Source organism: Shewanella sp. UCD-KL21, from assembly GCF_001957135.1.
In the GTDB taxonomy this organism is placed as follows: domain Bacteria; phylum Pseudomonadota; class Gammaproteobacteria; order Enterobacterales; family Shewanellaceae; genus Shewanella.
Genome location: NZ_MPHK01000037.1, coordinates 1 through 14006 on the forward strand (window position 1 = coordinate 1; position 14006 = coordinate 14006).

8 protein-coding genes are annotated in these 14006 nt (G+C 42.6%); all 8 read right to left on the minus strand.

Annotated elements, in window-relative coordinates:
* Window positions 1-195, minus strand: a 195-nt coding sequence (locus BM739_RS19485; RefSeq protein ID WP_254843598.1) for a transposase domain-containing protein, incomplete at its 3' end; no start/stop codon positions are given.
* Window positions 196-638: 443 nt separating this feature from the next.
* Complete coding sequence (locus BM739_RS19490) at window positions 639-2561, minus strand: EAL domain-containing protein (RefSeq protein ID WP_076543280.1); 1923 nt, start codon at window positions 2559-2561, stop codon at window positions 639-641.
* An 8-nt stretch (window positions 2562-2569) separates the two neighbouring features.
* Window positions 2570-3205: a transglutaminase-like cysteine peptidase gene (locus BM739_RS19495; protein WP_083698239.1), complete on the minus strand. Its 636-nt coding sequence runs from the start codon at window positions 3203-3205 to the stop codon at window positions 2570-2572.
* A gap of 99 nt (window positions 3206-3304) precedes the next feature.
* Complete coding sequence (locus BM739_RS19500; protein WP_076543282.1) at window positions 3305-3901, minus strand: OmpA family protein; 597 nt, start codon at window positions 3899-3901, stop codon at window positions 3305-3307.
* A complete protein-coding gene (locus tag BM739_RS19505; protein WP_303046106.1) occupies window positions 3901-5271 on the minus strand; it encodes a TolC family outer membrane protein in 1371 nt (456 codons plus the stop codon). Before BM739_RS19505 ends, BM739_RS19500 begins: the two co-directional genes overlap by 1 nt.
* Before the next feature lie 77 nt (window positions 5272-5348).
* Complete coding sequence (locus BM739_RS19510; RefSeq protein WP_076543284.1) at window positions 5349-6731, minus strand: HlyD family type I secretion periplasmic adaptor subunit; 1383 nt, start codon at window positions 6729-6731, stop codon at window positions 5349-5351.
* Window positions 6731-8893: a type I secretion system permease/ATPase gene (locus BM739_RS19515; RefSeq protein WP_254843597.1), complete on the minus strand. Its 2163-nt coding sequence runs from the start codon at window positions 8891-8893 to the stop codon at window positions 6731-6733. Before BM739_RS19515 ends, BM739_RS19510 begins: the two co-directional genes overlap by 1 nt.
* Before the next feature lie 102 nt (window positions 8894-8995).
* Complete coding sequence (locus tag BM739_RS19520) at window positions 8996-13993, minus strand: S-layer family protein (protein WP_217697858.1); 4998 nt, start codon at window positions 13991-13993, stop codon at window positions 8996-8998.
* Between the last annotated feature and the right edge of the window lie 13 nt (window positions 13994-14006).

The following is a 14006-nucleotide window of genomic DNA, read 5'->3' on the forward strand; positions in this document are numbered from 1 at the left end:
TTTACGGATTAATCCCATCCACAGCACGAGCCAGACGGCTTGCTGCGCAGGCAAACGACGATTACGGATACTTGCCTTGTTGGCTGAAAGTAATGATTGTTCTATCCACTGTGAATCGATAGCCTCCATTACAGAAGCATAATCTCCACTTTCTTCTACTGACTCATGAACTAACTCAAGCTCTTGCGCAAACATAAAAAAATCCCTACCAGAATACTGGTAGGGATTATCATTCATCTGCAGGATCGTTCAAGTGTTCTTAACCGATCGGCATTAACTCAATGAGTGGCTTTTTTGTGCCTGAAATAAACTGCTTGTGCAGCTTCATCCCCTTTAGCGACTTCCGCAATATACCAATCACGATAAGTAAGTGATCAGAAATAGCGTAGGAAAAATGCTTGAGAACAAGGAAGATTTTTTTATAAGTAGTTATTCTACAATCAAAAAATCTAACACCGTTATCAAGTATTTTCACAAGCTAGGGTGAACAGTTATTTATTACGATTGGTATTACACCAATGGCTGGTGCGGTGAGTTAACATTGCAGAGATTGTTATAGATTAATGCAGATTACAGATAATAAAAAACCACATTTGCATGTGGTTTTTTGGCTATGGATTATCTTATCGGCAGATAAATTAAATGTTGATGGAAGTCGGCGGTGAAATAAAGCCTTGGTAAGCATCAAGTCGCATGGAGGCAAAACGATCTAACTGTGTTTGCTGCTGTATTCCGGTAACTATGACTTGGATATCTAAGCCTTTGGCCACATTTGATAGGGCTCTACATAGCTCAATATTGTGTTGGTCATCTTCCATATAAGCAAAGGATTGATCCAGTTTGACATAACTTGGGCGCAGGCTTTGTAAATAGGCCATTGAACCAAATTGACGACCGAAATGATCAATACCAAATGTTGCCCCATTATCACGAATGATATGGCATAACTTTTCACAGTTTTCTAAATCACTGTAAACACTGGCTTCAGGTATATCAAAACAGATCCTTTCAGGGAAATTGCAATGACGTAAAAACTGCTGTAACCAAGTGTGAAAATGAATATCGCTAATACTTTGAAAGGTGAGGTTAATAGCGAGTGGCTCATAATTTCGCTCTAACAGTCGGTTTTCTACCACAGTTTCAATTAAGCATTGATCCAGCAAGGTGCCTAGCGACAATAACTCAACATAGGGCATAAACTGACCTGCGTGTTGCAGTTTATCGTCGACGGTAAGTTGGCAGTAAACTTCCCGCTGGCATACCTCTTTTTTGCGATTGAGCAAAATAGGCTGCCATCTGAACTGGAACTTCTTATTTCGAATCGCATCGGTGAGATTTTTGCGCCATTGCTCACGGCTAAATAATTGCTGTTCGTCGGTTTCAAACCAATGAAACACCTTATTGTCTTTTAGTGACTGCTGCAGTGCATTGTCAGCCTGGGCTAAAATATCACTGACGGTCATTTGGCCAATGCGCTCAGCAACACCAATAGCAAAGCCTTCGTTGGGCTTACAGCCTGCTTTTGATATTTCTTTATTAAGGGTTCTGAGTAAGGTTTGTAAGTATTTGGTGAGTTGATCATGCTCAACATCAGCGATCAAAAAAGCAAATTCATAGGCGGCAATACGGCCAATAACAGAAGGTGCTATCTCATCTAAATGATGCTGCAGCTTTTGTGACAGTAATTTAATGGTTTCATCACGTACTTGATAACCATATTTACTGTGCACTGTTTCTAACCAGTCAAATTTGGCGAGGAATATTGCTCCACTGCTGGGCTCTGCTAACCAGCCATTAATTCGGCTGACCATATATTGTCGATTTGGCAGCCCTGAAACTTGGTCGACGAGGTTTTTCTTACGTAGGGCTGAGACTTCTTCATCTAGTGAGTTAAATACCTGTTTAAGCTGCGATGACATGCTATTGAATGCAGTGACTAATTCTTTTAGCTCTTTGGTTTTAGGCATTGGCATATCAGGCCCAAACTGCTGATTAGCTACTTTTTTTGCATGAATTGAAAGGTCATTTAGCGGTTTTAAAATAAAGCCTAAGCCAAAGCGGGCGCAGATGATAGCCAGTAAAAATAAGATGGAAAAAATGATAATGGTATTAGAAATAATCCGCCACAGTTCATGGTAGCCAAACCCTGGGTGGGCAGTGATTTCAATTTTAGCCAGCTGTAGCCAGCCTGATGTTAAGACAGTTTCTTTGGTAACACTTTTAAACAGCTCAAGATCAATAAACCACTGCGGTACGCCATTAATTCTGATGGCGTTATTCCACACTTGTTGCTTACCATCAACCAGCCAAGTGAGTTTAATTTGTTGGTAATAACCGCCTTCAAAAATCACATTGACTAAGGTTTCTGCGCCGATGTCATCACCATTTTCAAGGGCAGGGACGAGCATAATGCCAAGTGAATGACTGGCATTATTTAAGTCTGATTCCATCTGTTTACTGAGGAAACTTTGGGTTTCTGTAAACTGCACGTAGCCTAAGCTTGTTACGACCAGTAAAAATAAACCAAAAAGTAACGCGTAGATTTGACGAAAGAGGGTCATCTTGGTCACTACTCCATTTTTTGCTTGGGTTGACGCAAGCGGTCGATACCCAATCTAAGTTTTAAATCATTCCATTTTTCAAGACGTGATGAGGAGCCAGCTAGCACACCTCGGCCTTTCTCTTTATTGAGCCATAGCTGTTTACCATTAAAGCTGTAAACAGGTATTAAATCATTTCTCATTGTCGCAGGTTTTATCATCGGGTCTAGATTGTCTAACACCAGTGGTACCGCTGCTGGTGTTTCATAGTAGGCCAGTACCATGTGGTACTGGTTTACTGTTTTGGCTTTTACCATGGTAATTCTTAGCTTATCTTCCGGTATCCCAACTTGGAGTAAGGTAAAGTATTTAGCGATAGAAAAATCTTCACAATCACCAGCATTTACGCCAATAAACTCCATTGGTGAAGCCCAATAATTTGACTCGCCCCATAAGCGCTTATCGTCAACAAACTTAAATAAGTTAAAAAAGCGGTTTACCTTTTCTAGTTTAGCGCGATCATCAAGAAGCGGTGCTTCATTGATGATCTTAAACCACGCTTTTGCCCGTTTACCTGCTCTTTCACCGTAATGATCAGTTAAGGCATTAATGGTTTTTTTAGCATCAATTTGCTCGGGCGGGGCAGCCAAAAGAGCTGATACCATCAAAGCAGATGCTAGCAGCGAATAATGACAACTTTGTTTTATACGTTCTGATCTCGAACGGCCATTACTCGACAAGTCTTGGCACCTCAATGACAATTTTTACTGATCAACAGTATAAATGTGCCACTTCATATCTGTTTTTGAATCATCACCGGTCACTTCAGCAATAACCCGGCGGTTAGCCTCATTAGCCTCTTCTGAGTCAGATTCATCAATAGGTCTATCGTAGCTATAGCCAATGGCATTGAGCCTTGAGGCATTAATAGCAAAAGTGTCAGCTAATATTTGGGTAACGTTTTGTGCTCTTGCTTGAGATAATTGTAAATTATGCTCATAGCTGCCGGTTTTACTGCAATGGCCTTCAATAGTGACATTGGTGCTTGGGTACAGTTTCATTAATTGCGCAATTTGTTCAATTTGCTGATAAAAGCGTGGGTTAATGTCAGCTGAGTCATTTTCAAACAGAATGTGTAACTCTTGGCGCTCGTTAATCTTGCTTACGGTGGCGCAGCCATAATTGTCGATATCAGCTCCAATGACCGTTTCTAAGCAGCGCTCACGGGCCATAATCACACCGTCATTATCATTATCATTAAGATCAAACTCTTGTTGCGTGGCCGTGTCCATAGTGACAATATCGCGCATCGAACAGCCAGTTGCTAAGCTTAATCCAAGTAGTAAAAACAAATATTTCATTATCTTACTCCACCTTCATAATCACGTTCACCTTGCCAAATATCTGGACGAGTGACCCGCAACGAGTCAAGTAATCTACCCGTTGCATTCAGCAGCCGATATTTTGCTGCGGTTTCGTCAAACTCAGTTTGAAGGTAATCTTTACGGGCCTGAAACAGTTCATTTTCAGTATCGAGTAAATCTAGCAAGCTACGCTGACCTAAATCGAACTGCTGAGAGTAGGCCACTTGGGTGTCTTTAGAGGCGATGACGTGGTCGCGAATATAGCGTTTTTGCGGTGCTAGCATCTCATAGGCGTTCCAAGATAAATGTACCCCTTCAATAACCTGGCGATGTGCCCGTTGACGAATTTCTTTGGCCTCATTGATTTTGTACGCAGCTTCCTTTTCCCGTGCGAGATCTTTACCACCTGAAAATAGGTTGTATTTAACCCGTACCATGCCGACTAAATCGTTATTATGACCGCCGACATCAGGGTTGATAGCACTGCCAGTGCCGTAACCATCTTCGCCATCTACATCATTATTCCAATTACCATTTAATTCTAATGAGAACTTTGGGTAGTAATTTGACTGCGCTGATTTACGCTCTCTATCTGCGGCGTTAATATCACTATTGGCAGACTTGAGGATGGGATGATTTTTTTGGGCCATCAGCACGCTTTCAGCGATATTATCTGGCATTAAATCCATATCAGGCACTGGTGCCACTAAGTTATTAGGCTCTTTTTCGACAATACGAATATACTGCGCTTTAGCATCTAACAGGTTATTTTTAGCTGCCATAACATTAGCGTTAGCACGGGCTAAGCGACCTGAAATTTGCGATAAATCAGCAATGGAGCCTAAGCCCGATTCGGTGCGCTGCTTAATTTGATCGTATATTTCTTCATGACTTCGGAGGTTTTTTTCCGATAACACTAATAGCTGCTCAGCTTTAATATAATTGGTATAAACCTTACTCACTTCCAAAGCAATATCTTCAGCTGCAGCAAATAATGCCCACTGTTCAGCACTGGCTTCAAATGAGTAGCGATCAACTTCACTGCTGGTATAAAAGCCGTCAAATAACATCTGTTTGATACTAAAACCCGCTTCACCACGTTCTAGTTCCATAACGCCATCATCTAAATTATCGTTATTAGGCTGGTTTTTACGTCTGGTTGAGGGACTGTCCGTTTGCTCCCAACCATAGGCGCCTGTTAAATCAACCGTTGGCATATAACCTGCCACAGCTTGATTTACTTGCTCCTCTCGGGCTTTAAAGCGATTAAAGGCAATACGCAACTCTGGATTAGTATCCAGAGTATGGGCGACTGCCTGTTCTAACGACTGCGCGTTTACAGTGGGTACTGCAAAAAATGCAGACATTACCAGTGTGAAAATACTTAACTGACGACACTGGGCTATATTCAATTTCATGTAAAAAACCCTCCCGGTTTTTTGGTTTAATTCTCTCGTAGTGCTGTTTCTTTAGCCCTTAAAATAGGGTTTAAAATATACTCAAGGATTGTTCTTTGTCCGGTAATGACATCGACTGAGGTCAGCATTCCCGGAATAATTGGCATCTGTGTGCCATCTTTTTTGATTAAATTTGATTCTTTGGTTCTTACTCTGATGGTATAAAAGCTGTTGCCTTCTTCGTCTAGGCTGGTGTCGGCACTAATGTGCTCTACGGTGCCTTTGAGGCCGCCGTAGCGGGTAAAGTCATAGGCGGTCACTTTGACGATTGCAGGCAGGCCTGGGTGTAAAAAGGCAATATCTTGTGGGGTGATTTTGGTTTCAATTAGCAGCTGATCTTCTGATGGTACAATCTCAATAATTTCTTCACCAGGCTGAACAACTCCGCCTAAGGTATTCATGTGCAAGGTTTTAATGGTGCCATTGACGGGTGAAGTGATAATGGCTTTGCTAATTTTGTCGAAAGCCCCGATTTGGGCTTGGTTCATCCGAGACAGCTTGGTTTGCATTTCATTGAGTTGGGCGCGTAAATCGGCGGCATAAACAAATACTGCTTCACGGCGCTTAAGAATTGCTTCGTCCATAGTCGCTTTTAATTTAGGTCGCAGCAGACGTAAGGTTTTTAGCTCGCCTTGAATATCATTAACCGTGCGCTCAAGCTTTAATAGTTCAACTTCTGGGACGATGCCTTTTTGCGCCAGTGGCTTGGTGAGTTCTAATTCCCGAGAGATTAGCTGATAGCTTTTGGTTAGGGTGATAATTTTGGAGCTTAGCTCTTCAGCCTCTTGTTGGCGCTGCTGTATTTGGCGAACCAATATTTCTAATTGATTACTGAGATTATCCAAGCGGCCGCTGTATTCTGCTTGCTGGTTTTTAACTAAGTTAGGCTCATCATTAATAATTTCATCTGGAAAAACTAATGGCTGCTTAGTGATTTTGACTTGTTCGCGCCAGTTTGAAGACATGTCAGAAATAACAATACTGTCTAGCTCTGTTCGCAGGCGGATCACATTGGTTTGTAAGCTATACACCTCTTGTTCTTGCTGAGCAAAATCAGAGCGAAAACGAATGTCGTCAATTTTTACCAGTGGCTGACCTTTAGTGACTATCATGCCTTCTTGGACATAGATTTCTTGCAGCACGCCACCATCCAAGCTATCGATTAGTTGAACTTGGGATGAAGGGATCACTTTGCCCATGCCTGAAGTGACTTGATCTAATTCAGAAAAGTAGGACCAAATAAAGAAACAGATAAACATGGCAGCTATTGACCAGATGATGAGACGATGACCCCTCGGAGAGTCAGTCATCATGGCGCCATAAACATCATCGACCATATCTAAATCGTTATTAGAGAGCTTGTTCGTCATTAGCTGCGCCCTCCTGCAAGTAAGCCATTATTGAGTTTTTCAAGCACACTGTCTTTGGGGCCATCAGCAACGATATGACCTTTATCAAGTACGATAATGCGATCAACTAAACGTAGCAGATGCATTTTATGGGTGATCAGTAACAAAGTACGGTCTTTACTGACATGCTCCATGGAGCGAATAAACTGCTTTTCAGCCCGCGCATCTAAGCTAGCTGTAGGCTCATCCATTAATAGGATAGGTGGGTCATTTAGGGTGGCTCTTGCTAATGCTACGGTTTGGCGTTGCCCACGGCTCAATGACAAGCCGCCTTCGCCAACTTGTTGATCTAAACCTTCTGATTCGAGGTTCGTAAACATACTGACCCCAGAAAGCTGCACAGCGCGAATGAGTTGATGCTCAGTCACCTGCCGGGTGCCGAACAGAATATTGTCTTTGATAGAACCATGAAAAAGGGTGACATCTTGGGGCAAATAGCCGAAATTTTTACGTAAATCACTGGGGTGAATTTGTCCGGCATCTAAGCCATCGTAACGCAGGCTGCCTTGAGTGGGTTTATACAGGCCTACTAACAGTTTTGCTAAGGTACTTTTACCTGAGCCATTGCGGCCGATAATAGCGATGCGCTCACCGGGTTTTAAATGGACAGAAAGCGGATGTAGCACAGGTCGTTCGGCTTCAGGAAAGCTAAAAGCGATGTTATCAGCATCAATTTTACCTTGTAAGCGCTGTTTGCTAACCAAATGGCCCTTGTTTTCAAACTCTTCTTCTTGATTCATCACCTCGTCAAGTTGACGTAGCGAGCTTGCTGTTTGGTTACCTCGAGTAATAAGCCCTGCAAGCTGCGCCATCGGTGAGATAGCGCGGCTTGATAGCATCACCGCTGCGATAATACCGCCCATTGAGATTGCGTTTTCTGCCACTCGGTATACCCCAAGGATCACCACACAAACGACGGTTAGCTGCACCACAAAGTTAGCTACATTACTGACGGCATTGGTGAGCTTTTTAGATTTAAGTTGCCAGTTGGCAGTGTGGCCAATCATTTGCTGCCAACTTTTTTGCACTAAGCCTTCAGCGCCATTGGCTTTAATGGACTCTAATGCGGTTAAGCTTTCAATCAAATGGCCGTGTTTAAGGCTTGAAAAGCGGTTACTTTCTTCAATTGCGGCTTTAAGTTTAGGTTGGATGTAGAGCGTAAAACCAATAATGATGATGCCACCAAGCACTGGGATCACCGCTAAGTCGCCGGCAACAATATAAATAATGGTGACAAACAGTAGGGCAAAAGGAAGATCCACTAAGGTAGTGATGGTCGCTGAGGTTAAAATCTCTCGAATACTATCAAATTCACTTAATTGTCTTGCCATGCCGCCGACGCTGGGTGAGCGCTTTGACAAAGGGATGCCTATGGCTTTGGCAAATAATTTTGATGAGACAATAATGTCGACTTTTTTACCAGCAACATCAATTAAATAGCTGCGCAATTGGCGTAAGATAAGATCAAATAAATAGGCAATCCCTGCGCCAATGGCGAGTACCCATAATGACTCAAAGGCTAAATTCGGTACCACTTTATCGTATACATTCATGATGAATAATGGTGATACCAATGCGAATAAGTTAACTAGCACAGATGCAATCAGGGCATCTCGATAGATGGGTGCTGAGTCTTTAATGCTTTGTAGTAACCAGTGAGTACTATTATCGTGAATGTGAACATCAAAGCTGTTATCGCCACGAAACTCTTGTTTCACTAAAAAGAGATAACCCACATAGAGGGTTTCTAATTCTTCAATGGTAAGAACTTCTTCGCCACCGGTTTCGGGTAATTGAATGGTTGCTTTGTCAGCGTCGATATCAAGGCTATGCAAAATACAGGCTTTTTTATCTTTAAGCAGTAAAATACAAGGCAGTAAAATATTAGATATCTGATTAAGATCTTTTCGAGTTAACTTAGCCGACAAACCGCCACGGGAGGCAGCTTGTGACAGTAAATCAGGGGTGATGTTAGCGCCAGTTAATGGTAAGCCTGCCGCAAGTGAGTCACTTGAGCATGGCGAACCAAAATGTTCGGTCATTAATACAAGACAATCGAGTAATGGGTCAACCGTAGTACGTTGCGAGGCTGAGATAGTCCATTGCTCTTGAATGTTAGACACTGATGCTGGCACCTAATGCTTATCCTTTAGTATTATTGTTATTAAAGTAACGACCTTGTTAGCGCCGTTATAATACAACGTGACGCCAACAAAGTGTTGTATTTAAGGAATAATATTTCCGTCATTTTCAAAATTGAGTAAATCAATGGCTGAATTATTGGCCACAGTAGCAGTTTCATCTGCAGAGGAGTCAATAATTAGTGCTCCATCTGCTAACAAGCTGCTAATGACAACACCTTCATCAGTGGTGCCATAATTGCTACTATCAGATAAATCCACTCCATCGAGTACAATGACTTGGTCAACACTATTGTTGTCATCGGCATCTATGGTGATAGTGGTGTTACCATCAGCAAAAGAAATACTTAAGAAGTCTGTAAGGGTGTCAGTATCTTCCCCTTGCAATAAATCACTTAAATCTAATTTGTCAGCATTGATATCAAATCCACTAATAGTGTCAGTACCGCTATCATTCGCTAACCAAGTGTAAGTATCATCACCTTCGCCGCCAATCAGTAAATCATCACCTAAACCACCGATTAACAGGTCATCGCCTTCGCCGCCAATGAGTAAGTCGTTGCCGTTGCCACCGATTAGTACATCGTCGCCAGCGCCGCCATCTAGGCTGCTATTAGAGGCATTTGCCATGATGATATCGTTTTCATGGGTGCCTGTAAGAGTGGTTGAGTTTTGATAATCAACTGTTACTTGTGCACTGTCAGTAGCGCCATTACCCTCGAGGGTATAGTTGAAGCTATCGCCATCATTGGCAGCATTTAAAGTAACGACTCCATTGGATAAGCTCGCGCCACCGTCAACGGAGGTTATAGCCGCAGAAATTGGCGTTGAGTCTCCATGGGTTAGATAGGCAGTATCAATACTGAGTGTTGAACCATCAGCCTGATTAGTAATGATATTATTTACGTTTGCATCAAGTCCGGCATAGTAATCAAGTTCAATAACCAAGGAGAGTGAATTGCTATCACCGTCATTATCAAGGACTTCAATGTCTATATTCTCTTGTTGATTGAGGATATTTTCATCAACATCAATGAAGTAGTTATATACGCCTGTTTCAAAATCTATGGTAAATGTGCCGCCAAAACTTGTGGTGATGATTTGCTCAGGATTAGCAGGGTCATAATTGTAGGTGGCACCCCCTAAGGTGATGCTATCAACGCGGCCGCCATCGGCGCCGATTAATACGCCTGTCGTGCTATCTCCCGTGATGATACCTAGGTCACCAACAACCGTGCTATTGTCAAAATAATTTAAAATAGTACTGGTAAGGTCGTCTGCATCGTCTACGACAATGGCATATTCTTCATTACCATTTACTTCAGGGTGAGCAATAGGCAACAGCTCATCTAAACTGGCATTGCCAATACCGATACCAAATGAGATATCATAATTATCTTGAACGTAAGTTTCCCATTCAGCTTGTTGGTCCGTATCTACTTCTTGCCCATCGTTAGGTTCACCGTCAGAGATAAAGTAAACAAAGTTTTGATCGGCGCCAGTGGGTATATCCCCGCTATTCATTACAGTATTAATTGCAGCTGCATAGTTAGTACCGCCATCTGCGACTAAGCTGTTTAAGTAATTAATCGCGCCATCAATATCATCCAGTAACCAACCAGAGTTTGAGGTCCCGCTTGAATAAGTAATGATTTGTAAATTGACATTACCTGTTTGATCAACTTCTTTAATCAATGCAGTGAGTGACTCAACTGCCGTTTCAAGGTAAGTTTTACCATTACCTGCAGCCCATCCCATACTACCTGATACATCGAGGACAAAGGTTAAATTGGAGGTGACAGGTGCTGATGCCGTTTGTAGATTTTGGGTTACGTCATTAGCAATAGGAATATCATCAACAATGGTTATTTCTAGGCTAGCGTTACTGCTCACGCCACTGCGATTCTCGATAATATAATTAAAGTTTTCGAGTAAATCTGCGCCTGTGTTGTTAGTGCTATTAAGTTCATATTGATAATCACCAGCACGGATACCCGCTGCATCTTCGGTATAGACAGTTAATTTGCCATTAGCAGTATTGATTATAATGATGCCATCGGATGGGCTCTGGCCTTCAATGCTGGTAATGATAGTCGAAGCACTAACGCCAGAGTCATTGTCGAATAAATTACCCGTTGCAATATGGACATCACTGCTTGCATCGCTACCGCCAACTAGTCCTGCTTCTGAAACGGTTTGACTGTCTGTTGCAGCAATTGGAGTAGAGTCTTGGTTTACCGTTAATGTCGCTTCAGCGGTATCTCCGTCAATATCTTCGAGGATGTAACTGAATTCTTCAGTGACGAGGACGCCGTCACCTGCGGATGACACGGATAAATTATTTAAACCATAACGGCCATCAGCTGATGTTAAAACGATAAATTGGAATGCTGTATTACTAATGATGTTGATACTATTGTCGGTCGTACTTCCGGTGGCGACAATGGTAGTTCCATCGGCAGCATAAGCAGTCCAAGTCGCTTCATCATCACCACTTACATTGGTTAATCCAATAGTCGCTCCGGTAAAGTTGCTGCCGCTGCCCAAATCAATAACCAAAGCCTCAGAATCGCCAATGCGGTTATCTCTGACACCAACTCTACTGCCATTACTGTCAATATTACTACCTGACGCAGCTAAATTGTTTAAATCTAGGTTGTTTACATTATCGATGCCAGTTAATGAAATGCCATTACCGCTTGTTAAATCACTTAAACTAAAGCTTTCAACAATTGAGTCGGTTTGAGTTGACTCATAGGTATAGCTACCGTCTTGGTTGGCAATCAAAATACCCTTGTCAGTTACGATAGTAATATTGCCATCAGGATCAAAATTGGAGTAGGTCGTGCCTTGGAAATTGAAACTTATAATTGAGGCAGCATCAGCACCAAGTTGATCTATTCCACTGCCATCAGTACCAGCACCAGTGATGACATTGCCATAGGCTGTGCCACCAAAACCAATACTATCAACATCATCAAGTGCAATAGGCGCAGTATCAACAACATCAATATTTATCGCTGTCCAGCTTGAATTGCCTGTGCCATCAGTGACTTGATAATAGAAAGTATCGACAATAACATCGCCAGAGTTATGTACTAAGCTAGGCGCTTGGTAGCTGTAGGTGCCATCAGCATTGATGGTAATCGTTCCACCTAATGTGGTTGTGAATGAGGCACCCGCTTCGGTAGCGTCAATCTTACTTGTATCAGATGCATCAGGCGCAAAACCACTGATGGTTAAAGTCTCATTTTCAGCATCGGTATCATTGTTCACTAAATCATTGGTTGTAAATGTGAGTAACTCACTTTCTGACGTTGAGAATGAATCGCTACCTGATACAGGGTTATTATTTATCCCCACGATATTAATGGTAACGGTTGCAGTATCTACGGCACCATATTGATCGGTAATCGTGTATGTGAAAGTATCGGTTTCTAATTCACCAGCAGTTAACGAATCAAAAGCACCGTTGACATCATAGCTGTAAGTACCATCAGCATTGATAGTGACGATAGCGCCACTGGTTAACGTGATTGCTTGTCCATATGTGTAGCTCGAACCATTGACATGAGTAATACTGAAGCTATGACCTTGGGCATCAGTATCGTTAGCAAATAAACCTTCTGTGATATCACTAATGGTTAATATCTGATCCTCTTGAACAACATAAGCATCAACCAGTGCAGGTCCTGTGACAGTGACAGAGTCTAAGTAGTAGTCTGAGGAGTCAGTGAGATCTGGCCCTCCATTTACTTCACTAATAGTTGGTGCAGCTTCAAATACCAGCTGGTCAAATACAAGGTTGCCAGTATTAATTGTAAATGTGCCGGTTGTGCCACTAGTTGTTGAAAAGGTTTCGGTTGCGACCAATTGACCATTGTAATAAGCGTACCAAGTACCTTGCTCACCACTATTTTCATCAGCAAACATTCTAGAAACACTAAAGGTTGCTTCATTAACTAGGCCATTGAAATCAATGACAATCGCTTCTGATGTTCCTGATGCAGAATCATACTCAATCTGACTTGTAATTTGGTCTGTGGATCTTGGAGACCCATCCACACCTAATTGATTAGTGCCATCATTATAAGTCAGTGTTCCGGTGCTGCCGTCAGCATTTCTGGCGCTAATCACAAAGTCTGCTTCGCCATCAGCATTTGTAGGACTTACCCAACCGTTGGATGAGTCTGCAGTGGTTGAGAAAGTACTTCCAACAGCGTCATCGACAGCGTCGACATTGTTTATGGTGGCTGTATCAGAATCAGTAGTTGATTCATTTCCTGCTGCATCGGTTTGAGAAACACTAACTGTTATAGTTTGACCTTCAGCAGGAACATCTTCATTCCAAGCTATTACGCCATTATTATATGTAAAATCGACTCCGGGAGGTGTACCATCAAGGTTAAGTAATTGACCATTTTCAAGTTGCAGATCGAAAGTAATTGAAGATCCGTTAACCGAGGTTGTGATACTGACATACCCGCCAGCAACTAAATCGATATTATCCACATTTGCTTGAACTTGAATACCTGATCCATTTGTGTTTATTTCATTTTGATTAAGCCATCCATCACCTGGAGTACCGTCATCGGTAATAATAATGCTAGGTCTACTTGGAGCTAAATCATCAACGTCTTGGTTATCAGTGGCGATAGCCGATGGGTTACCGGCGGCATCAATGACTTGTGCATCAACATTGACCTGGGTATCGCCTGCAGCGACAGRGACTTCCACGGCTTGACCAKTATCAAGCATCGCTTGGGTYACGAGGCCGTTGAACAATTCGTTGCCGTTRCCATCAGTGATGATCAGCGTGTCACCAATTGCGGTGCCCGCGGCTAAGGTCACGGTGGCGGTGACGGTGCCATCCGCGCCAATTTCATCGCTGCTGTAAATACCGTCATCACCCATGCCTTCAAACTCAACGTTTGGAGTAGGTGCATCAGTGTTATCAACGTCTTGGTTGTCAGTGGCGATAGCCGATGGGTTACCGGCRGCATCAATGACTTGTGCATCAACATTGACCTGGGTATCGCCTGCAGCGACAGGGACTTCCACGGCTTGACCATTATCAAGCATCGCTTGGGTCACG